The 21,416-nt window shown below is 67.7% G+C and carries 16 protein-coding genes and 1 other RNA gene; 3 read left to right on the forward strand and 14 right to left on the reverse strand.

Going from position 1 to position 21,416, the window contains the following annotated elements:
* Nucleotides 1–17: 17 nt before the first annotated feature.
* On the reverse strand, nt 18–2,426 hold the full coding sequence (locus ACFPO9_RS18525; RefSeq protein ID WP_379773223.1) for a penicillin acylase family protein: 2,409 nt from the start codon (nt 2,424–2,426) through the stop codon (nt 18–20).
* Nucleotides 2,427–2,600: 174 nt separating this feature from the next.
* Here ACFPO9_RS18525 and ACFPO9_RS18530 point away from each other — a divergent pair, with 174 nt between their 5' ends.
* On the forward strand, nt 2,601–2,906 hold the full coding sequence (locus ACFPO9_RS18530) for a hypothetical protein (protein ID WP_379773225.1): 306 nt from the start codon (nt 2,601–2,603) through the stop codon (nt 2,904–2,906).
* Here ACFPO9_RS18530 and ACFPO9_RS18535 read toward each other — a convergent pair.
* The 8 genes from ACFPO9_RS18535 to ubiD form a co-directional block, all read right to left on the reverse strand.
* Nucleotides 2,812–3,687, reverse strand: coding sequence for a DUF2334 domain-containing protein (locus ACFPO9_RS18535; protein WP_379773227.1), 876 nt, complete (start codon nt 3,685–3,687; stop codon nt 2,812–2,814). The genes ACFPO9_RS18530 and ACFPO9_RS18535 overlap by 95 nt on opposite strands.
* A complete protein-coding gene (locus tag ACFPO9_RS18540; protein WP_379773230.1) occupies nt 3,674–4,813 on the reverse strand; it encodes a glycosyltransferase in 1,140 nt (379 codons plus the stop codon). The genes ACFPO9_RS18535 and ACFPO9_RS18540 overlap by 14 nt, the downstream gene beginning before the upstream one ends.
* A gap of 117 nt (nt 4,814–4,930) precedes the next feature.
* Complete coding sequence (gene recR / locus ACFPO9_RS18545; protein WP_379773234.1) at nt 4,931–5,521, reverse strand: recombination mediator RecR; 591 nt, start codon at nt 5,519–5,521, stop codon at nt 4,931–4,933.
* Nucleotides 5,522–5,549: 28 nt separating this feature from the next.
* Entirely contained in the window at nt 5,550–5,840 is a 291-nt protein-coding gene (locus ACFPO9_RS18550; RefSeq protein ID WP_379773236.1) for a YciI family protein, read from the reverse strand.
* A complete protein-coding gene (locus ACFPO9_RS18555) occupies nt 5,840–6,166 on the reverse strand; it encodes a YbaB/EbfC family nucleoid-associated protein (RefSeq protein ID WP_230029477.1) in 327 nt (108 codons plus the stop codon). The genes ACFPO9_RS18550 and ACFPO9_RS18555 overlap by 1 nt, the downstream gene beginning before the upstream one ends.
* A gap of 39 nt (nt 6,167–6,205) precedes the next feature.
* The gene (locus tag ACFPO9_RS18560) at nt 6,206–8,446 is read right to left on the reverse strand and encodes a DNA polymerase III subunit gamma/tau (protein WP_379773239.1); all 2,241 of its coding nucleotides are present in this window, start codon (nt 8,444–8,446) and stop codon (nt 6,206–6,208) included.
* Nucleotides 8,447–8,525: 79 nt separating this feature from the next.
* Nucleotides 8,526–8,624: signal recognition particle sRNA small type (gene ffs / locus ACFPO9_RS18565), an RNA gene on the reverse strand.
* Between the two features lie 127 nt (nt 8,625–8,751).
* Nucleotides 8,752–10,236, reverse strand: a complete 1,485-nt coding sequence (gene ubiD / locus ACFPO9_RS18570; protein ID WP_379773241.1) for a 4-hydroxy-3-polyprenylbenzoate decarboxylase — start codon at nt 10,234–10,236, stop codon at nt 8,752–8,754.
* Nucleotides 10,237–10,750: 514 nt separating this feature from the next.
* Between ubiD and ACFPO9_RS18575 the strand changes: the two genes are divergently transcribed.
* Nucleotides 10,751–11,614, forward strand: a complete 864-nt coding sequence (locus ACFPO9_RS18575; RefSeq protein ID WP_379773698.1) for a transglycosylase SLT domain-containing protein — start codon at nt 10,751–10,753, stop codon at nt 11,612–11,614.
* Nucleotides 11,615–11,830: 216 nt separating this feature from the next.
* Here the strand turns inward: ACFPO9_RS18575 and nusB are convergent, their stop codons facing one another.
* The 3 genes from nusB to ribBA all read right to left on the reverse strand — a co-directional run bounded on the left by nusB (nt 11,831) and on the right by ribBA (nt 13,982).
* A complete protein-coding gene (nusB, locus tag ACFPO9_RS18580) occupies nt 11,831–12,307 on the reverse strand; it encodes a transcription antitermination factor NusB (RefSeq protein WP_379773244.1) in 477 nt (158 codons plus the stop codon).
* A 10-nt stretch (nt 12,308–12,317) separates the two neighbouring features.
* Complete coding sequence (ribH, locus tag ACFPO9_RS18585) at nt 12,318–12,797, reverse strand: 6,7-dimethyl-8-ribityllumazine synthase (protein ID WP_379773246.1); 480 nt, start codon at nt 12,795–12,797, stop codon at nt 12,318–12,320.
* A gap of 78 nt (nt 12,798–12,875) precedes the next feature.
* The gene (ribBA, locus tag ACFPO9_RS18590) at nt 12,876–13,982 is read right to left on the reverse strand and encodes a bifunctional 3,4-dihydroxy-2-butanone-4-phosphate synthase/GTP cyclohydrolase II (RefSeq protein WP_379773248.1); all 1,107 of its coding nucleotides are present in this window, start codon (nt 13,980–13,982) and stop codon (nt 12,876–12,878) included.
* Between the two features lie 244 nt (nt 13,983–14,226).
* Between ribBA and ACFPO9_RS18595 the strand changes: the two genes are divergently transcribed.
* On the forward strand, nt 14,227–17,103 hold the full coding sequence (locus tag ACFPO9_RS18595; RefSeq protein WP_379773251.1) for a M16 family metallopeptidase: 2,877 nt from the start codon (nt 14,227–14,229) through the stop codon (nt 17,101–17,103).
* 107 nt (nt 17,104–17,210) lie between these two features.
* Here the strand turns inward: ACFPO9_RS18595 and ACFPO9_RS18600 are convergent, their stop codons facing one another.
* Entirely contained in the window at nt 17,211–19,406 is a 2,196-nt protein-coding gene (locus ACFPO9_RS18600) for a TonB-dependent receptor plug domain-containing protein (protein WP_379773254.1), read from the reverse strand.
* 7 nt (nt 19,407–19,413) lie between these two features.
* Entirely contained in the window at nt 19,414–21,342 is a 1,929-nt protein-coding gene (locus ACFPO9_RS18605; RefSeq protein ID WP_379773257.1) for a S9 family peptidase, read from the reverse strand.
* Between the last annotated feature and the right edge of the window lie 74 nt (nt 21,343–21,416).

The following is a 21,416-nucleotide window of genomic DNA, read 5'->3' on the forward strand; positions in this document are numbered from 1 at the left end:
GGCACCCCGTGCCCACCCTACCTGGAAAACACCAGCGTATGCTCGGTTGGCCCCGGCAGCAAAGGCGTCGGCCTCCCTTTCACCCAATCCTCATGCCCCCGCAGGAACCACGGCGACAGCGGATGCCCGCTCTGCCCCCCGGGCATGTCGAACAGCCCCTCCTCCTCCCGTCCCGGCGACACCGTCAGCCGCTCCGACTGCCCGAACTTCGGCCCCGCCACGCGCGGCATGTTGGCGTCGCCGGGCAGTTGATCCGGCGGCGCGCTCAGCCAGCGTTTCAGGAAAGGCAGCGCCATGCTGATCGGATGCGCGATCGCCGCCGTGTTGCGCTTGCCCCAGGTGGCCTGGGCCAGCGGCGAGCCGTCCTTCGTGACATCGAGAATGGTGCGGTCGATGGCCGCCAACTGCAGGTCCTGCCAGCTGGCGTAGCCCGGCGGCAGCCAGGCGGCCGGGCGCTCGTCGAGCAGGCGCGCCAGCACCGCGCCCCAGCGCGAGGTGGCGCCCAGCACGCTGGCCTTGGGATCGAGCTTCTCGATCTCCGCATTCGCGCCGGCGAACACCAGCTCGTACAGCGACCAGCGGAACTGCTGCGCCAGGCGGTAGCCGCTTGATGCGGTGCTGGCATGGCCATCCCAGCTCTCCTTTAAAAGCCGCCGGAACTCGGCGCGCGCCGGGTGGCCGGCCACGCCGCGCTCGTCCAGCGCCGCCAGCGCGCGTTCGCGCCAGCCTTCCACGTAGAGCGCGCGGTCGTCGAGGGCGGCGCGGAAGGCGGCCGGTACATCGGTCTTGTCGCCCAGCTTGCGCACGCCTTCGCCCAGCTGGCGCGCACGGGCGCCGAGGTCGAAGCCGCCGTCGCCGAGCAGCTGCGCCTCCGCGCCGGCCAGCTGGCGGCTGTTGGCGGTGACCAGCTGGCCGCCGGCCGGATTCACCACCCGCGGATGTTCGCCCGGCGCCAGCAGCGCCTGCCAGCTCGGCACGGCGCCGTCCGCGTCGAGGGGGAAGGACACGGCCAGGCCGCGGGCGGCATCGCCGCGCTGCGGCAGCGCGCCGGCGACGGTCCAGCCGATGTTGCCGCGGTCGTCGCCGGCCAGGATGTTCTGCGCCGGGATGCCGTCGGCAGCCGCCGCGGCGAGGGCTTCGTCCAGCGTCGTGGCGGTCTCCAGCTTCAGGTGCTCGAGGTTCAGCGCCTGCGGCGAATGCGCGACCCAGTGGACGGCATACAGTGCGCCGCCGGCCTCGCGGATCGGACCGAGGCTGGTCTCGCGCACCACCAGGCGCTCGGCCGGCTGGCCTTTCACCAGGATGGTTTCAAGATGCTCGGCCGGGGTCTCCCAGCCGGCGGGCGTGCGCACCTGGCCGGCGCGCGACGCATCGGTATCCAGGCGCACCAGGTCGAGCGTATCGGCGTAGCTGTTGGTGAAGGACCAGGCCACGTGGCCGTTGCTGCCGACGATGACCAGCGGTGGCGCGCCCGGCAGGCTGACGCCCACCACGCGCCGCTGGGCGCCTGCCGCATCCGGGAAGCGCAGCGCCAGCCGGTACCAGATGTTCGGCAGTTGCAGGCCCAGGTGCATGTCGTCCGAGACGATCGCCGCGCCACTGGCGGTGCGCGTGCCGGCCACCGCATAATTGTTACTGCCGACGGCATCGGTAAAGCCGATGCCGGCGACCTGGGTCGGGGGCAGCGCATCCTTGCGGCCCCACCAGCCGGGCGCCGTGGCCGGCACCGGCGCCGGCGCCGCGGCCAGGCCGGGGGCGTCCAGCGGCGCGTCCCAGCTGCTCGCCTCCGGCATCAGGAAGGCGCGCTGCTCGGCCGTCGTGTGGCGCGCCAGCCAGCCGCGCGCCAGCTCGCGCGGCTCCTGGTTGCCTTGCAGGTCGAAGTACATGGCCCACACCACCAGCAAGGAATCGGCCGCGGTCCAGGGCCGCGGCGGCGCGCCGGTCAGCGCGTATTCGAAAGGCCGTGCGCCCAGCGCGTTCACGCCGTCGTTGACGCCGGCGGCGTAGCGCTCGACGAACTGGCGCTGGTCAAGCGTCATGTGCGCCAGGATATCTGCGGCGCGGGCGCGGAAGCGGTGCAGGCGATGCGCGCGGTCGAGCGGCAGGGCCTTGGGTCCGAACAGCTCGGCCAGCTCGCCGGCGGCGCTGCGGCGCAGCAGGTCCATCTGGAAAAAGCGTTCCTGGCCATGCACATAGCCGGTCGCATAGGCCAGGTCGAGGCGCCTGGCGCCGCTGATGGTGGGCACGCCGCTGGCGTCGCGCGTGACGGTGACGGCACTCGACAAGAGCGGCGATGTCACCTTGCCGTCCAGCTGGGCCAGGCTGGCGCGCAGGAACAGCCACACGCCCAGCAGCGCCAGCACCAGCAACGCGGCAAGCAGCAGCAGAGTGCGCCGCCCCCAGATCAGCCAAGCCCGTCGCGCCATCTTCGTCTCCCCTGTGGAAAACGGCGATCTTGCCAGAAATCCTCTTGCTCAGCGAGTCTTGCGCGTCCGCCTGCGCCCGGGCGCACGCGTCCGATTGCGCGAATCCGTGCACGTCCGGCCCGCCTGCGCTATGCTCGACGCATGGCGCATGGCGCCGTCTACACGGAGGCAATCATGTCCTTCCCCACACTTCGAACACCATCGCCCGCCGCTGCCGGCGCCCTGCTCTGCCTGGCCCTCGCCACGGCAGCCTGCAGCACGCCGCAGGAACGCGCAGCGCAAAAGCAGGCCGAGATGGCGAACCTCATGCAAATCTACGGCCCTGCCTGCGCGCGGCTGGGCTATGCGCTCGATTCCGACCCCTGGCGCAGCTGCATCCTGAGCCTCAGCACCAAGGACGAGATGCAGCGTTACGGACCGGGTCCGGGCTGGGGTCCGGGTTACTGGGGAGGTGGAGGCTACTGGGGCCGCCGCTGGTGACGCTTTCGGCGCCGGCCAGGCGCCGTGCGCACTCGGCCTTGGTGACGGCGCTGCGCCGCGCCAGCAGCTTTTCCAGCACGCGCTGGGTATGGCGCATCAGCTCGGGATAGCGCGCGTCCGGCGGATGCAGGCTGAAACGGACCAGGGGCGAGTCCGCGAGCATCGCCGCGGTGGCGTCGGCGACTTTCGGCGACAGCCAGCGGCCGCTGCGGTTGCGCGCCGCGTAGACCATCGACGGCGATTTGATCGTCGGCCCATCGCGCAGGCAGTGGAAGTGGCTGAAGGTGGTCGTGTAGGCGAAAGGGGCTTCGCGCAGCGCCTGCCAGGCGCCCTCGCCCAGCAGCCAGGCCGGCGGCACGAAGCCGGCCGGCGTCCAGCCGCGTTCGGCAAACCAGCCGAGTCCCAGCCCCAGCCGGCGCCGCGCCTCCTCCAGGCTCAGGGCCGCGAACTCGCCTTCGCGCCGCGTGTACACATTGCGCAGGAAGCGCGCGCGCAGGCCGCCTTTGTCGGCCTCGGTGTCGAGGTGGCTGTAGCCGTGCAGCGCCAGTTCGTCGCCGCGCGCCAGCGCCGCATCCAGCCCCGCTTCCATCGCCGCCGAGCGCTCGGGCCGGAAGTGGTAGTGCGGCACCACCAGCCAGGTCAGCGGGATGTCGGCCACGGCGCGGATCGCCTGCACCAGGCGCTGGCAGTCCGCCCAGGTGGCCGGCGCCACGTCGTGGATCGACACGCACACCATCCGCGCCCCGGCGCCGGCGGCGTCAGTGGCGTCAGTCGGTGACACAGATGCCCTCCGGCGCGCGCGGGATGGGCCGGTAGCCGCCCAGCAGGCTGTCGTAGCGGCCCAGCACCTGGGGCAGGATCTCGTTCCAGTCGTAGCGCCCGGCCGCCTTGCGGCGCGCGGCCTGGCCCATGCGCGCCATGTCGCGGTAATAGATGGCTTCGATGGCGCCGGCCAGGCTGTCGGCGTTGTCCGGCTCGGCCAGGATGCCGGTCTCGCGATCGACCAGTTCGGCCACGCCGCCGCGCCGGGTGCCGACGATGGGCAGGCCGCAGGCCATGGCTTCCAGTACGATCAGGCCGAAGGTCTCGCAGTCGCCGGGGTGGACCAGCATGTCGCAGCTGGCCAGCAGGCGCGCGAGCTGGCGCTGGTCGCGCTTGTACGGGATGATGGTCATGTTGTCCGCCAGCGGCAGCACGCCGCCGCCGCCCACCAGCACCAGGTGGTAGCGCGCGCCCAGCTTGCGCACCGCCTCGACCAGCACGTGCAGCTTCTTCTCCGGCGTGAAGCGGCCGGCGTAGACCAGCAGGCGGGTGCCGGGATCGAGGCCGAGCTGCGCGCGCAGGGAATCGTCGCGGCGGTCGGGATGGAATACGCTGGCGTCGATGCCGAGCGGCTGGTGCACCGCGCCGCGCACGCCGATCTCCTCGAGCTGCTCGACCATCACGCGGCTGGGCGCCATCACCAGGTCGAACTGGCGGTACAGGTTGACCAGGTAGCGGCAGGTGCCGCGCGCGATCCAGCGGCCCAGTCGCGGCCGCACCAGGCGCGGCAAATCCGAATGGTAGAAGGCGACGGCGGGAATGTCGTAGCGCTTGCGCATGCGCAGCGCGGCCCAGGCACAGTGGCCGGCGTCGCCCGCCTCGACCAGGTCGGGGCCAGCGGCTTCCAGCAGGCGCGCCGGACCCGACACCGAGAGCGGCATGCGGAAGCCGTGGAAGCCCGGCAGGTTGGCGGCGGGAATGCGCACCAGCGCCGGTACGGCGTCGTCGCAGGTCTCGACGTTGGAGCTGAGAATGGTGTGTTGAACCTGGCTGCGGCGTGCCAGCCATTGCGCCTTGGCATTCAGGTAGGTGCTGACGCCACCGCCTTCGGCCGCGTAAAACATCGTGATGTCGACAAGGTGCATGCTCGATTCCTGTCAAACTGCGGTCAGGAGGCCCACGATATCAGCGGACCCGGCATGCAGTTTGCGTACCGTCAACCGTGAACCGCTACCGCAAGAGATTCCCTTTTGGGAAGATCATTATGCACTGCGCCTGTCGAGCATGGCGCGCGCAATCGTGCCCGCGTCCACGTATTCGAGTTCCCCGCCGACCGGAACCCCGCGCGCCAGGCGGCTGACCTTCAGCCCGCGCGCCTTCAGCATTTCGCTGATGTAATGGGCGGTGGCCTCGCCCTCGTTGGTGAAATTGGTGGCCAGCACGACCTCGCTGACGACGCCATCGGCGGCGCGGTTGACCAGCTTTTCGAGGTGCAGGTCGCGCGGGCCGATGCCGTCCAGCGGCGACAGCCGGCCCATCAGCACGAAGTACAGGCCCTTCCAAGTCAGGGTCTGCTCGATCATCAGCTGGTCGGCGGGGGTCTCGACCACGCACAGCAGCGCATGGTCGCGCTCGGGGTCCGCGCACAGCTCGCAGATCTCGAGTTCCGAGAAGGTATTGCACATGGCGCAGTGGTGCACCGCCTCGACCGCCTGGTAGAGGGCGCGCGACAGCATGGACGCGCCTTCGCGGTCGTGCTGCAGCAGGTGGAAGGCCATGCGCTGCGCCGACTTCGGTCCGACGCCCGGCAGGCGGCGCAAGGCCTCGGTGAGGAAGTCGAGCGATTTGGACATAATGGATCCCGGTTCCCGGTGAAGCGCCTTACCCGGCGCGGAAGGCGGCCAGCGCCTCGGCCGTCATGGTGGGCACGAATTCGGTGATCTCGTAGCTTGCCACGCCGGCATGGTGGAAAGGATCGTCGCGCAGCACGGCGTCGAGCTCGGCGCGGCTGGCGGCATGGGCGATGATGATGCCGCCGTCGCGCGGCTCCTTGCGCCCCGACATCAGGAACAGCCCGCGCGCATACTGCTCGGCCAGGAAGGCGCGGTGCGCCGCCAGGTAGCCGTCGATGCGCGCCAGCGGCGCCGTGTAGGTCAGGGCAACGATGAACATCAGAACGGCATCTTGAAGCCTGGCGGGATCGGCAGGCCGGCGGTCAGGCCGCTCATTTTTTCCTGGGTCGTGGCTTCGGCCTTGCGCACCGCGTCGTTGAATGCGGCGGCCACCAGGTCTTCCAGCATGTCGCGGTCGTCGCCCAGCAGCGAGGGATCGATCGCGACGCGCTTGACGTCGTTCTTGCAGGTCATGACCACCTTCACCAGGCCGGCGCCCGACTGGCCTTCGACTTCGATCAGCGCCAGCTGGTCCTGCGCCTTCTTCATGTTGTCCTGCATGGACTGGACCTGCTTCATCATGCCTGCGAGCTGGTTTTTCATCATGGTGGTGTTCTCCAAAAAAGTCGGTGAAACGAAAGAGTATCAGGTGCCGATCGGGCGCACCGAACCGGGCACCACGAAGGCGTCAAAGGTGTTTTCCAGCGCCTGGATGAAGGGGTCGGCGCCGACCGTTTCCTCGGCTTCGCGCTGCAGCTGCTCGCGGCGCGCGCGGGCCTCGGCGCTGGCGGTGTACCAGACCGGTCCGATCTCGGTGTCGATGTTCACGCGCACCGCCGGGAAGCGCTCCTGCAGGGCCGCGCACAGCTTCTCGCTGTTGCCGCTGGCGCGCAGGGTATCGACCGGCACGCGCAGGCGGAAGGTGGCGGACGAGCCGTCCGAGGTACAGCCGATCAGCTCGGTCTGGAAGGCCAGCTGCTGGGACACGCCGCGCAGCGGCAGCGAGGCCGCCAGCGCCGGCCAGTTGCCGTCCCAGCCGATGGCCGGCACCGGCGTGACCACATAGGCATGCGTGGGCGCGCTCGGCGCCTGCGCGCGCGCAGGCGGCGGCGCGGTCACCGCGGCCGGGGCCTCGGCGGCGACGGCGGTGTCGTCGGAAAATTCCGTGACCCAGGATGGCGGCTCGTCGTCGGCCACCGCCTGGTCATGGCCTCCCTGCTGGGCCTGGGCTTGCGGCTGCGCCTGGCGCATTGTGGCTTGCGGCTGGGCGGCGGATTGGGCCTGCGGGCGTGCGGCCGGCTGGTCCCAGGGCGCCGGTGAAGACGGGCGCGCGGCTGCCGGCGCGGCGCTGGCCATCGGGGCCGGGCCGGGATGCGGTGCCGGAGCGGGAGCCGGGGCCGGCGCGGCGGCCTGTGCGGCCGGCGCTTCGGACGGTCCCGGGCGCGGGCGGGCGGCGGCGCCCCGCATGCCCGAGGCGGCGCGCGCCGCTTCCAGCGCGGCATTGATGGCGGCGCGGGCCGGGCTCAGGGCGGCGCCGGCGCCGGCTGGCTGGGGCGCCGCCGGCGCTTGATGTGCTTGCGGCGCAGGCCGCGGCGCCGGTGCATGCTGTGCCGCCGCCGCGGCCTGCGCGGATGCGGAGACAGGCGCGGCGGCGGCCTGCGCAGCCGGGCGGGCCGGTGCGGACGCGGCCGAGGCAGCCGCCGCGGCCGGGCGCGCGGCCTGGGCCTGCGGCATGCTACGCGCGATCGCGGCCGGCGCCGGGCTGGCTAGCTGTTCCGCCCCGCCCTGTCCCGGGCGGAAGGCCAGCATGCGCAGCAGGGTCATCGTGAAGCCGGCGTACTCGTCCGGCGCCAGGCCGATCTCGTTACGGCCGTGCACCGCGATCTGGTAGTAGAGCTGCACTTCCTGCGGATCGAACACGGTCGCCAGGCGCTGGATGTCGGCCAGCTCGGGCAGGTCTTCCGGCACCGCGGTCGGCACGGTCTGGGCCAGCGCGATGCGATGCAGCAGCGTGCCGAGGTCCTGCAGGGCGCCGTTGTAGGACAGGCTGCGGCTGGCCATCTCGTCGGCCACGGCCATCAGGTCGGCGCCGTCCTGGCGCGCCAGCGCATCCAGCAGGCGCACCAGGTAGGACTGGTCGAGCGCGCCCAGCATGCCCTGCACGGCGTCGAGCGTGACGGCGCCGGCGGCGTAGGCGATGGCCTGGTCGGTCAGCGACAGCGCATCGCGCATCGAACCGTGGGCGCCTTGCGCCAGCAGGCGCAGGGCCGGCTGCTCGAAGGTGACGCCTTCCTGGCCGAGGATGTTTTCCAGGTGGCCGACGATGTGACCCGGCGGCATCTGCTTGAGGTTGAACTGCAGGCAGCGCGACAGCACCGTGACCGGGATCTTTTGCGGGTCGGTGGTCGCGAGGATGAATTTCACGTGCTCGGGCGGTTCCTCCAGCGTCTTCAGCATGGCGTTGAAGGCGTGGTTGGTGAGCATGTGCACCTCGTCGATCATATAGACCTTGAAGCGTGCATTGCTCGGCGCATACACCGCCTGCTCCAGCAGCTGGGCCATCTCGTCGACGCCGCGGTTCGAGGCCGCGTCCATCTCGACATAGTCGACGAAGCGGCCGGCGTCGATCGCGCGGCAGGGTTCGCAGACCCCGCACGGCTCGGCGGTGATGCCGCCCTGCCCGTCCGGGCCGACGCAGTTGAGCGACTTGGCCAGGATGCGCGAGAGGGTCGTCTTGCCCACCCCGCGGGTGCCGGTGAACAGGTAGGCGTGGTGCAGCCGCCCGGTGCGCAGGGCGTGGCTCAGCGCACGGACGACGTGCTCCTGGCCAACCAGCGTTTCGAAGTTCCGGGGACGGTATTTGCGGGCGAGGACTTGATAGGACATACAGGAATTTTACCGTAGACCGGGCCTGCGGAGCCAGAAAACAAAAACAGCTGCCGAGGCAGCTGTTTTCAGGGAATTAAGAGGCGAGCCTTGTCTGCGGCACTTGCGGTGAACGGCTTTGGCTGCTTCGTTCCCGACCTGACCAGGTAAACCATGCCACAATGCGCAGGGGCCCGCCAGCAGTCATTATAACTGACAACGGGGTGCGGGGGCAACGCACCCCGTTGTCGTCCCCGGCATTGCCGGATACGACTCCCCGCGAAGGCTGGGACCTTCCTTGCATGCCGGCACCATATATATATTAGTTACAGCCCCAGCTGCTGCCAGATGTCGTCCACGCGCGCCTTCACTTCCGGCGCCATGACGATGGGCGTGCCCCACTCGCGGTTGGTCTCGCCCGGCCACTTGTTGGTGGCGTCGATGCCCATCTTGCTGCCGAGTCCGCTAATCGGGGAGGCGAAGTCGAGGTAGTCGATCGGCGTGTTATCGACCAGCATCGTGTCGCGGGTCGGATCGACGCGGGTCGTGATGGCCCAGATTACTTCCTTCCAGTCGCGCACGTTGACGTCCTCGTCGACGACGACGATGAACTTGGTGTACATGAACTGGCGCAGGAAGCTCCACACGCCCATCATGACGCGCTTGGCGTGGCCGGCGTACTGTTTCTTCATCTGCACCACCGCCATCCGGTAGCTGCAGCCTTCCGGCGGCAGGTAGAAGTCGGTGATCTCGCTGAATTGCTTCTGCAGCAGCGGAATGAAGACTTCGTTCAGCGCCACGCCCAGCACGGCCGGCTCGTCGGGCGGTTTGCCGGTATAGGTCGAGTGGTAGATCGGATCGCGCCGCATGGTGATGCGGTCGACGGTGAACACCGGGAACCAGTCCTGCTCATTGTAATAGCCGGTATGGTCGCCGTAGGGGCCTTCCAGCGCGTGCTCGAAGCCGCTCGGGTGGTTTGCATCTGGATAGATATGGCCTTCCAGCACGATCTCGGCGGAGGCCGGCACCCGCAACTCGCTGCCGATGGCTTTCGTCAGCACCGTGCGCTGGCCGCGCAGCAGGCCGGCGAACTGGTATTCGGACAGGGTGTCCGGCACCGGCGTCACGGCGCCGAGGATGGTGGCCGGGTCGGCGCCCAGCGCCACCGCCACCGGATAGGGCTTGCCCGGGTTGGCGATGGCGTGCTCGCGGAAATCGAGGGCGCCGCCGCGGTGCGCCAGCCAGCGCATGATGAGCTTGTTCGGCCCCAGCACCTGCTGGCGATAGATTCCCAGGTTCTGCCGCTTCTTGTGCGGCCCCTTGGTGATCACCAGTCCCCAGGTGATCAGGGGCGCGACGTCGCCCGGCCAGCAATGCTGGATCGGCAGGCGCGCCAGGTCGACATCCTGGCCCTCCCACACGATTTCATGGCAGGCCGCGCCCTTCACTTCCTTCGGCGACATGTCCCAGACCGCTTTCACGAGCGAGCCCAGGTCCATGATGTCCCTGAAGCCCTTGGGCGGCTCCGGCTCCTTGAGGCGCGCCAGCACGTGGCCGATCTTCTTGAGCTCGCTGACGTCGTCCGCCCCCATGCCCAGCGCCACGCGCTGCGGCGTGCCGAACAGATTGCCGAGCACGGGAACTTTATGACCGGTCGGGTTCTCAAACAGAAGAGCTGGCCCACCTGCCCGGAGCGTCCGGTCGCAGATTTCGGTCATCTCAAGATTCGGCGACACCGGCACCGAAGTACGTTTTAATTCACCAATCGCTTGCAACTTGGCAATAAAATCTCGCAAATCTGAATAGTTCATCTAGTTTTTAATTCTTTTTTACATCTTTTGAGCAAGGCTAACAATCGGCGGCAAGTGGTTGATTTGCCAAAGAATTGATGAGCTAGGCAAGAAAAGTTAGATTTAAAAGTAATAAAAGCCTATCGTGCTAGTATTGACTTGATATAAACCAGCTTCTACAATCCGGCTACCAAGTGAGACAGGCCCGTCCAGGACGTGATTTTAGCCGGTCTCATTCTTTCACGGGGTCGGGGCCCCAAATGACATTTTAGGAGTGTTTTCACTGGGCGTCTGCCCAACCTAACCCCGAGACAGTTGTTAGCCACTGGGCACCTCCACTGCAGCGCTGCCCAGCTGTAGCAAGCAATGACGGCGTTCCTCGACCGCTACGAGCGGCGACGGACGGTTTTCTGATGCACGGCATTAGGTACCCAACGAGCAGCGCTTTTGCGCCGCATGGGGACGCTTTTTCCGCGACAAAGGAGAGACGATGATCCATCGCTTCATCGGCACGAGCGCAAAGCTTGTCCAAAACATGGCCAGCCAGCCTGTCACGTGGTCTTCCGTGACGAAAACGGTACGTGGTCTGTTAACGACCGCACAACATACCCTGACCGTATTCGGTCTATCCGCAGTTGCAATGCTTGCCCTGCTGTACAACCGCCCCGATCTGGCAAAACGGGTGTCGGGTTTCCTGAGCCCGCAACAAAGCGTCCAGGCCGCGGTTGCCCCTGCCCGCGCCCAGCTGGTCGCCAAGGGCCGCGACGCCGTCGAAATCGGCAACAGCGACGACAAGCAGGGCGTGCGCGCCACGCGCCAGCAGAAGTACGTGACCGAATGGCTGTCGCGCCGTTACCGCGTTGCCGGTGACGCCGCCAACATGCTGGTCGCCACCGCCTACAGCACCGCACACGAGATCAAGCTCGACCCGCTGCTGATCCTGGCCGTGATGGCGATCGAATCGGGCCTGAATCCGTTCGCGGAAAGCCCGATGGGCGCCCAGGGCCTGATGCAGGTGATGTCCAAGGTCCACAGCGACAAATTCGAGGAAGTCGGCGGCTCGAAGGCCGCCCTGAATCCGGTTGCCAACATCCGTGTCGGTTCCCAGATCCTGAAGGATTACGTGACCCGCACCGGCTCCGTCGAAGGCGGCCTGAAGACCTACGTCGGCGCCGCCGCGTTCGAGGACGACTCGGGCTACGGCAACAAGGTGCTGGCCGAGTACCGCCGCCTGAAGCAGGTCGCGAGCGGCAAGAACGTCCCGATCTATACCCCGCCGTCGGCGCCTGCCCCGCAACTGGTGCAGAAGTCCGCACCGGCGCCCGCCAAGGCCGACATCACCACCGTCGACGCCGCGCACGGCGCGAGCGAGGCTGGCGAGACTGTCGCCGGGCTGTAAGCGACCTCAGTACCGATCCCTGGTCGAAGGCCACTGTCGGCGCAAGCCGCGGTGGCCTTCTTTTTTGGCCTGCGGCCTCAGCACGTCATTCCCGCGCAGGCGGGAATCCAGGTTCAGCAAACAAACTTGGGTCCCCGCCCGCGCGGGGACGACGGGCAAAAAAAACCGCCCCGGTCTCCCGGGGCGGTTTTCACTCATATATATCCAGCGAACCGATCAGCGCTTCGCATCCGCCGCCGCCTCATCCGGCCGCAGCTTGCCCGCCATGCGGTCCAGCACGCCATTAACGTACTTGTGACCGTCGATGCCGCCAAAGGACTTGGCCAGCTCGACCGCCTCGTTGATCACGACGCGGTAGGGGATCTCGATCTTGTTCTTCAGCTCCCAGGCGCCCAGCAGCAGCACCGCGTGCTCGATCGGCGACAGCTCGGTGATCGGGCGGTCGACGGTCGGGGCCAGGGTTTCGCGCAGCTCGACCGATTGGGCGATCGTACCGTTCAGCAGCTCGGTGAAGTACTCGCTGTCGGCCTTGTCGAAGCCGTGGGCCGAACGGATGTGCTTGGCGACCGTGGCGGCCGGCTCATTGTTCAGCAGCCATTGGTACAGGCCCTGCAGCGCGAACTCGCGCGCGCGGTGACGCGGCGTGCGGTTCTTGTTCGGGTTGGCGTGCGTGCTCTTGTCAGTCGTATTCATGGTTCGATGCTCACTCTTCCTCGGCCTGCAGCTCGTCCAGGCCGAGCAGCAGGTTGGCCATCTCGACCGCGACGCGGGCGGCGTCGGTGCCCTTCTCCGCCATGCGCGCTTCGGCCTGCTCGTCGTTCTCGGTGGTCAGCACGGCATTGGCGATCGGCATGCCGTAGTCCAGGCCGACGCGGGTGATGCCGGCGCCGGACTCGTTCGAGACCAGCTCGAAGTGGTAAGTCTCGCCGCGGATCACGGCGCCCAGGGCGACCAGGGCGTCGAACTGCTGGGTTTCAGCCATTTTTTGCAGGGCCAGCGGGATTTCCAGGGCGCCCGGCACGGTCACGTGCAGGATGTCCTCGTCGGCCACGCCCAGGTGCTTCAGTTCCGACAGGCAGGCCGACAGCAGGCCATGGCCAACGTCGGCATTGAATCGCGCCTGCACGATCCCGATGCGCAGGCCTTCACCCTGCATATTGCTTTCAAAAGTTCCTACCGTCATGGCTGCCTCTTTTTCTGTTTACTGTAAATGAATAGTTGAATGGTACCGCGCGGGCTGTCCAGCCCGCGCCTGATTCGCTCAGGCCTCAGGCTTGGCCAGGTAACCCGTCACTTCCAGGTCGAAACCGACCATGGAAGGCATCTTGCGCGGATTCGCCAGCAGCTTCATCTTGCGCACACCGACCTGTTTCAGGATCTGGGCGCCGATACCGTAGGTGCGCAGGTCGAGATTGGCCGCGCGGCCGGCCGGGCGGGCCGCCGACTTGTCCTCGAACTGGCCGAACAGCTGCTCGGCCGTCTCGCTGCAGTTCAGCAGGACGATGACGCCGGCCTCCGCCGCCTTGATCGCCTGCATCGCCGCCGACAGGTTCCAGGAGTGCGAGGTTGCGCGCTTGTCCAGCAGGTCGAGGATGGACACCGGCTGGTGCACGCGCACCAGGGCTTCCTTGTCGCCCTGCGGCTCGCCGTGCACCAGCGCCAGGTGGGCGCAGCCGCTCGGCTTGTCGCGGAAGGCGACCAGGCGGAAATCGCCGTGCTCGGTCGACAACTGGCGCTCGCCCACTTGCTGGACCAGCGATTCGGTCTGGCTGCGGTAATGGATCAGGTCAGCGATGGTGCCGACCTTCAGGCCATGCTCCTGCGCGAACTCGAGCAGGTCCGGCAGGCGCGCCATGGTGCCGTCTTCCTTGATGATCTCGCAGATCACCGAAGCCGGGCGCAGACCCGCCATCTCGGTCAGGTCGCAGCCCGCTTCGGTATGGCCGGCGCGCATCAGCACCCCGCCCTTGACCGCGCGCAGCGGGAAGATGTGGCCCGGCTGCACCAGGTCTTCCGGCTTCGCGTTCTTCGCCACCGCCACCTGGATGGTGCGGGCGCGGTCGGCCGCCGAGATGCCGGTGGTGACGCCTTCGGCCGCCTCGATCGAGACCGTGAAATTGGTGCCGAAGGAGGTGCCATTCCGGGTCGTCATCATCGGCAGCTCGAGGCGGTCGCAGATCTCTTCCGACAGGGTCAGGCAAACCAGGCCGCGCGCGTGGCGAATCATGAAGTTGATCGCTTCCGGCGTCACGTGCTCGGCGGCGAGCACCAGGTCGCCCTCGTTCTCGCGGTCTTCCTCGTCGACCAGAATGACCATGCGCCCGGCGCGCAGTTCCTCGACGATTTCCTGGGTAGTGGAGATGGGCATGCGAAATCCTGTGCTGAAACCCGTTATTTTAATGGATTTGCCAGTCTTTCACCGGGCCGGATGGCGGTAATCGCGGCCGGCCGCGCCCCATGCCGGCCATGGCCGCGGCATCTTGTTGCATTCTGACAACGACCATTGCCGCCATCCTGCACTGCGCTGGTGCAAGAATGGTGTTCAGCAATAACTGTGCAGCACGATGCACAGGTTAGAATGGTTTTTTATTGCTCAACCGGAGCACCTGCGCATGACCGCCCGCCTTGTCCGTATCACCCTGATTTCCGCCATGTTGCTCGCATCGTCCCTGGCCGCACCGCTTGCCTGGACGGCGCCCCTGGACCTGAACGCCCCGCTGCCGGTCGCGCCCCAGCTCAAGGTCGGCAAGCTGCCGAACGGCCTTACCTATTACATCCAGAAGAACCGCAAGCCCGAGCACAAGCTCGAGCTGCGCCTGGTGGTGAAGGCCGGCTCCATCCTCGAGGACGAAGACCAGCAAGGCCTGGCCCACTTCACCGAGCACATGGCCTTCAACGGCTCGACCCACTTCAAGAAGCACGAACTGGTGTCCTACCTGCAGTCGATCGGCGTGAAGTTCGGCGCCGACCTGAACGCCTACACCTCCTTCGACGAAACCGTCTACGTGCTGCCGGTGCCGGCCGAGCGCAAGCAGGACGTGGATAAAGCCTTCCAGGTGCTGCAGGACTGGGCCCAGGGCCTGACCCTGAACGACGCCGACATCGACAAGGAGCGCGACATCGTGCTCGAGGAACTCCGCCTCGGCAAAGGCGCGGGCGACCGCATGCAGAAGGTCCTGATGCCGAAGATGTACAACGGCTCGCGCTATGCCGAGCGGCTCCCGATCGGCAAGGAAGACACGCTGCGCAGCTTCGCGCCGGACGCCCTGCGCCGCTTCTACCGCGACTGGTACCGTCCCGACCTGATGGCCGTGGTGGCGGTCGGCGACATCGACCCGGCCCAGGCCGAGCAGCTGATCAAGCGCCACTTTTCCGGCCTGAAGAACCCGGCCTCACCGCGTCCGCGCAGCTACGCCCAGATCCCGCCGCGCGCCGGCACCGAGGCGGTGGTGGTCACCGACAAGGAAGCCGGGCCGGCCTCGGTCCTGATCCGCTATCCGGTCACGCCCTTCAGCGAGCGCGCCACCATCGGCGGCTACCGCGAACAGCTGATCGAAGGCCTGTTCGCGGGCATGCTGAACCAGCGCCTGTCCGAACTGGCGCAGCTGCCCTCCCCGCCCTTCATGGGCGCCAGCAGCGCGCTCGGGCGCCTGACGCCGCGCTACCGCTCCTACAACGCGGCGGCCGCGCTGGGTGAAAAAGGCGCGACGCCGGCCATCGACGCGCTGGTGCAGGAGAACGAGCGCGCGCGCCGCTTCGGCTTCGGCGAGGCCGAACTGGATCGCATGAAGAAAGGCGTGATGCGCAACTACGAACGCATCTACAACGAGCGCGACAAGACCGATTCGGGCGCCCACGCCGCCGAGTACATCCGCAACTTCCTGGAAGGCGAATCGATCCCCGGCATCGAGAATGAATACCGCTACGCGAAAGAGCTCCTGCCCGGCATCACGCTCGATGAAATCAACGCCTACGCGCGCCGCACGATTCCCGCGGACTCCGGCAAGCTGGTGATCTATACCGGCCCGGCCAAGCAGGACGCCACGGTGCCGACCGGCGAGCAGCTGCTGGCCGCCGTCTCCGCCGCCGAGCGGCTCGAGGTCAAGGCCCACGACGAGAAGGCCGTGGCGGCGCGCCTGATGGACCAGCCGCCCGCGCCGGGCAGCATCGTCGGCGAAAACCGCGACGAGCATCTCGGCACCACCAGCCTGCTGCTGTCGAACGGCGTCAAGGTGATCCTCAAGCCGACCCGCTTCCGCAACGACCAGGTGCTGATGAGCGCCGCCCGTTTCGGTGGCCAGAGCCTGTTCGACACCGAGGACATGTACAACGCCCGCTATGCCGATTCGATCGTCGCCGCGATGGGCCTGAAGGACTTCTCGCCGCTCGACATGCGCAAGATCCTGGCCGGCAAGGCGGCCGCCGTCAGCGCGGGCCTCGGCAACAACACCGACGTCGTCGCCGGCACCGCGGGCGCCACCGACGTCGAGACCATGCTGCAGATGGTATGGCTGAAGTTCGCCGGCGTGCGCCGCGACGAAGACCTGTACAAGTCCTATCTCGGCAAGCAGATGGAGCTGGCGCGCAACCGCGCCTCGCAGCCCGGCGCCCATTTCGGCGACGTGCTGATGTCGACGCTGTACGGCGACAACCCGCGCGCGCCGCGCGCCCTGCGCCCCGAGGACTTCGCCAGCATCAACCTGGACCGCGCGATCGCCATCTATCGCCAGCGCTTCTCGAGCGCGAAGGACCTGACCTTCATCTTCGTGGGCAGCTTCGACGTCGCCGCCATCAAGCCGCTGCTGGCGACCTACCTGGCCAGCCTGCCGACCCCGGACATCCCGGTGGCCTACCGCGACCTCGGCATCCGCCCCGTCAAGGGCGTGGTCAAGAAGGAAGTGAACAGCGGCTCGGAAGACAAGAGCACGGTTTCGCTGACCTTCACCGGCGCCACCGACGTCAACGAACTCGAGGAACTGCGCCTGTCGGCCCTGGCCGAGGTGATGAACATCCGCATCATCGACCTGCTGCGCGAGAAGCTGGGCCTGATCTACGGCGGCGGCATGGAAGCCTCGATGACGCGCATCCCCTACGCCCACTACACGGTCGGCGTGACCCTGCCGACCGGTCCGGACAACGTCGACAAGGTGGTCAAGGCGACCTTCGACGAGATCGAGCGCATGCGCACCCAGGGCCCGGACCAGGCCGACCTCGACAAGGTGAAAACGAACTGGCTGCAAACCTACCGCAAGTCGCTGCAGGAAAACGGCTACTGGCTGGCGGCGCTGCAGACTTCGCTGACCGAAGGCACCGACCCGGCCACCATCCTTACCTTCGACAAGGAAGTGCAGAACCTGAGCGTGGCGGACCTGAAGCTGGCGGCGCAGCGCTACCTGAAGCCGGACAACTATGTGCAGGTGGTGCTGAATCCTGAGAAGGCGCAGGCGCCGGTGCAGATGGCGGCTGGGGCGCAAAAAGCCCCGCAGTAACGCACCACCGTCGCCCCCGCGCAGGCGGAGGCCCAATTCCGCCAACGATTCCTTAGCCCACGCAGAACTTGGGTCCCCGCCTTCGCGGGGACGACCAGCGATATGGTTTAAATCTTCAACTCCAGCCTGACCCCCAGCGTCGTATAAGTCCGCACGGACGTATCCAGCGCCTGCACCAGCTCGCCGAGATCGACCACCCGCGCCGTTTCATAGCGACGCGGCAGCAGGTTGCTCCCCGAAATCCGCAACTGCGTATTCGCGCTGAACTTCCACAAGCCGTACAAATCCAGCTGGCGCTTCATGCCGGTCGTGACCAGCTCGGCCACATCGGCCTGGACCAGCGTCAGCGGCGTCCAGTTGAAGTTGCCCCCTATCGTCAGCGGCGCCGCCTTGGTGCGGTAATCGAGCCCGAAGTTGGCGGTCTGCTTCGCCTGCCGCTCGAGGCGGTTGTTCGGGCCGGGGATGTCGTCGACGCTCGACCAGTAGCGGCTGTAGTTCGCGCGCAGGTCCAGGTCCGGCGCCCCGGCCATCACTTCGGCCAGCTGGAACTTGGCTTCCAGCTCGACACCGCTGGTACGCGCGTGGCCGATATTGGCCGGCGTGGACACCCAGCGCGGGCCGATGCTGGTCGATTGCAGCGAAGTCTGGCGGCGCATCAGGTCGTCGATGTCGCGCAGGAAGGCGCTGGCCGACAGGATGCCGCTGCGGCTCAGGTAGTGCTCGTAGGCCAGGTCGACGCCGGTCGCCAGTTCCGGCTTCAGGTTCGGATTGCCGGTGCGGTCCGGACGGGTCGGGTGGTTATCGCTGGTGAAGGACGGCGCCGCGACCAGGTCGTCCAGGGAGGGCGCCTGGTAGCTGCGGGTCAGGCTGGCGCGCACCTGGTCGCGCTTGGCGCCGGGAATGCGGTACACGGTGTGCAGCACCGGGCTCCATACGCTGCTGGTGTTCTTCACCGCGCGGCCCGGGCTGTCGCTGGTGCTGCGGATGCCTTCCCAGCGCAGGCCCAGGTAGCTGGACCACTGGCTGTTGATGTCCCACTCGTCCTGCGCGAACAGGGCCAGGCGGCGGGTGTCGGCGGACAGGTTCGCGCCCGAGGCCTCGTACAAGGCGGTGCTGTCGCCTTCGGCGCGGTGGACCAGCGCCAGGCGCCCGGCCTCGCCGTCCCAGCCGGCCGCGAAGTGATGGCCTTCACCCAGCGGGCGGCTGTATTTGCCGCTGTTCGAGACGCTGTGCTGGCGCTCGCGGTCGACGTCGGTCAGGACGCGATTCAGCACGCCGCCCTCGCCGTAGTTGTTGCGCAGGCTGTCGCTGTCGCTGCGGTTGATGCCGGCGCTGAACTTGAGCTCCAGCTTGGCGCCGCCGGCCATCTTGTGGGTCCAGTCGCCAAGTCCGCGCGCCATCGTCGCGCTCGAACGCGAGTCCGCGTGCTGGAGCACGAATTCCGGCGGAACGATGCCAAAGACCTGGTCGACCGGGGCGTCGTTCACGCTGTGGTTGCGGCTGGCGGAAACGAAGGGCTGGAAGTTCAGCGTGTCGCCGCTGTCGAACTTCCAGGACAGGCGCGGCGCCAGGTTCAATGCACGCGACCTGCCCTCGCCTTCGCTTTTGATCAGCTGCAGGCGTTGATAGCGACCGTCGGCCAGCAGGTCGGCGTCGCGGGCGCTGACGTCGGTGTGCGGCCGGCTTTCCGACACGGTGGCGTTCAGCGTCCATGTGAGCTGGCCGCTCTTGCCCGGCACGGTCACGGACAGGTTGGCGCCATGGCGGCCCTGCTGGATATTGTCGGCGATGCGCAGCTGCGTGTCCTTCTGCCGGTAGCCCTGGCGCAGGATCACGTTGACGGTGCCGGCGATCGCCTGCGTGCTGTGCTCGGCGACCGGGCCGCGCATGATCTCGATGCGCTCTACCTGGTCGGGGGGAATCGACTCCACCGAGAAGCCCGGCGGCGGGCGGTCGCCATTGACCAGCACCTGGGTGTAGCCGTTGCCAAGGCCTCGCATCTGCACGCTGCCGCCGGTCCCCGGCGCACCGGACATCGTGATGCCGGGCAGGCGCTTGAGCACTTCGCCGAGGCTGGTGTCGCCGTTGCGCTCGAGCTCCTCGCGCCCGACGACCAGCTTGGCCGCGGTGGACAGGCGGCGCGTTTCGGTATCGTCGGCGCGGGTGCCGGCGACGGTCACTTGCTGTACGCTCTGCTGCGCCTGGCCCTCGGCCTTGACGGGGGGCGAGTTGGCGCTGTCCTGCGCCAAAGCGCCGCCAGCCCCGCACATGGCGAGGCAGGCGGCCGGTAAAAGCTTTTTCATCGCGTTCTTATTTCAGGTACTTGTTGAACCAGCCGATTTCGCGCGCGCGCAGGTCCTTCTGGTGCTCCGGCTTGCGGAAGGCATGGCCTTCGCCTTCGTAGATCACCAGGGTGGTCGGCACGCCCATCGCCTTCAGGCCGTGCCAGAACTCCATCGACTGCGCCGGCGGACATTCGACGTCGCGCTCGCCCACGTAGATCAGGGTCGGGGTCTTCGCCGCCTTGATTGATTCGATCGGCGAGGCCGCGCGGTAGACGGCCGGGTCGTCGTACATGGTGGCGCCGAAGAACGGGACCATCCACTGGTCGATGCCGTTCTGGCCGTAGTAGCTGATCCAGTTGGCGATGCCGGCGCCGGCCACCGCGGCCTTGAAGCGCGTGCTGTGCGTGACGCCCCACATGGTCATATAGCCGCCGTAGGAGTGGCCCATCAGGCCGAGGCGGTTGCCGTCCACCGGCGCCTGCTTGATGGCGGCGTCGACGCCGGCCAGGATGTCGCGCCAGTCGCCGCCGCCGAAGTCCTTGCGGTTGGCGCTGGTGAAGCTCGAGCCCTGGCCGTAGCTGCCGCGCGGGTTCGGCATGAACACGAAATAGCCCTGGTTGACGAGGTCGCGCACCAGCGAATTGCCGCCCTCGCCGCCGGAGATGTAGCGCGGGGTGCTTGCCGCCGCCGGGCCGCCGTGCACCTGCACGATCATCGGATGCTTCTTGCCGGCGTCCACCTGGCGCGGGCCGACCAGCCAGCCCTGCACCTTGTAGCCCTCGTTGGTCCAGCTCACGCTCTGCGCCGACACCACCGGCGCGAAGGATTCGTTGTCGCGGGTGATCGCGTTCATCTCCGGCAGGCGGCCGGCGACGATGCGCGGCGCGTGCTCGTAATCCTCATGCACCGAGGCCGCGACCTTGCCATCGAGGCTGAACACGAAGCGGCCGTCGCGCGATGCCGAGGCCGAGACCGGCCCTTTCCACAGCACGCGGCTGCTGCGCGCCGCGGGGTCGATCGCCACCACGCCGGCGTCGGCGCCGGCCAGCACCGAGGCCATCACCTGGTTGCCGCGCCAGGCGATGCCGTTGAAGGTGCCGGCAAAATTCGGGGTCACGTCGACCGGCTCGCCGCCATTGATCGAGACCGTGTAGACGTCGCCGCCGACCGAGCCGAAGTCGCTCATCAGGCCCCCGATGAAGGCGACCGTGCGGCCGTCCGGCGAGACGTGCGGCATGTTCATCTGCATCTTCGGCGCGGCCAGCACACGGAGCTTGCCGGACGCAAGCTCGACGTGGCCGAGGGTCGCGATCCACCAGTTGTTGTCGCCGTTGCCCTTGGCGCTGGTGACGACAAAGCCCTTGCCGTCCGGGGTCCAGTCGTATTCGTAGATGAAGGTGTCGTTCGGGGAAACCAGTTTGTAATCCCCGCCCGATGCCGGGACCACGGCGATGCGCTGCTCGTCCTCCTGCTCGGCCACGCCGATCTCGCCGATCTGGCGCGCGCCCGCTTCCACCGCGCCGGTCAGCTTTTTGGCGCCGACGGTGGCGAGGAAGGCCAGCTGGCGGCCATCCGGCGACCAGCGCACGGTGTTCGCCACGCCCTTGACGCTGGCGACCGCGCTCAGCTTGCCGTCGCGCAGGACATTGACGGTGGCGACGCCGGTCTTCGCATCGGTGCTGATCAGCGCCATCGCGCTGCCGTCCGGCGACCATACCGGCGCCTCGATGCGGCAGCCGCTGCAGTCGGATTGCTGGAAAGTCGAGACGATCTTGCCGGTGGCGGTGTCGCGCACGACGATGCGCGGGCCGTTCTTCGCCTCGCCCTCGACCGCTTCCAGCGCGGCCAGGCGTTCGCCATTGCCGGACATCGCCAGCGAACGGTAGCTGTGCATGCCTTCGGCCGAGCTGATGCCGGCCGCGGTCAGCAGCGCCAGCAATACCAATGGCTTCACGCCACGCATCCTCGTGTTCATCCTGGTCCCCTTTGTTTTATTCTGTAGTAAATACAGGCGAGCGAATGCCCTGC

Origin of the sequence: Massilia aerilata, from assembly GCF_042656905.1 — a bacterium.
Taxonomy (GTDB): Bacteria; Pseudomonadota; Gammaproteobacteria; order Burkholderiales; family Burkholderiaceae_D; genus Telluria; species Telluria aerilata.

Coding starts and splice junctions, on each gene's coding strand:
- ACFPO9_RS18560 (WP_379773239.1), bottom strand. CDS start 8,446: ATGTCCTATCAAGTCCTCGCCCGCAAATACCGTCCCCGGAACTTCGAA.
- nusB (WP_379773244.1), bottom strand. CDS start 12,307: ATGAATACGACTGACAAGAGCACGCACGCCAACCCGAACAAGAACCGC.
- ACFPO9_RS18575 (WP_379773698.1), top strand. CDS start 10,751: ATGGCCAGCCAGCCTGTCACGTGGTCTTCCGTGACGAAAACGGTACGT.
- ubiD (WP_379773241.1), bottom strand. CDS start 10,236: ATGAACTATTCAGATTTGCGAGATTTTATTGCCAAGTTGCAAGCGATT.
- recR (WP_379773234.1), bottom strand. CDS start 5,521: ATGTCCAAATCGCTCGACTTCCTCACCGAGGCCTTGCGCCGCCTGCCG.
- ribBA (WP_379773248.1), bottom strand. CDS start 13,982: ATGCCCATCTCCACTACCCAGGAAATCGTCGAGGAACTGCGCGCCGGG.
- ACFPO9_RS18540 (WP_379773230.1), bottom strand. CDS start 4,813: ATGCACCTTGTCGACATCACGATGTTTTACGCGGCCGAAGGCGGTGGC.
- ACFPO9_RS18530 (WP_379773225.1), top strand. CDS start 2,601: ATGTCCTTCCCCACACTTCGAACACCATCGCCCGCCGCTGCCGGCGCC.
- ACFPO9_RS18525 (WP_379773223.1), bottom strand. CDS start 2,426: ATGGCGCGACGGGCTTGGCTGATCTGGGGGCGGCGCACTCTGCTGCTG.
- ACFPO9_RS18595 (WP_379773251.1), top strand. CDS start 14,227: ATGACCGCCCGCCTTGTCCGTATCACCCTGATTTCCGCCATGTTGCTC.
- ACFPO9_RS18600 (WP_379773254.1), bottom strand. CDS start 19,406: ATGAAAAAGCTTTTACCGGCCGCCTGCCTCGCCATGTGCGGGGCTGGC.
- ACFPO9_RS18555 (WP_230029477.1), bottom strand. CDS start 6,166: ATGATGAAAAACCAGCTCGCAGGCATGATGAAGCAGGTCCAGTCCATG.
- ACFPO9_RS18550 (WP_379773236.1), bottom strand. CDS start 5,840: ATGTTCATCGTTGCCCTGACCTACACGGCGCCGCTGGCGCGCATCGAC.
- ribH (WP_379773246.1), bottom strand. CDS start 12,797: ATGACGGTAGGAACTTTTGAAAGCAATATGCAGGGTGAAGGCCTGCGC.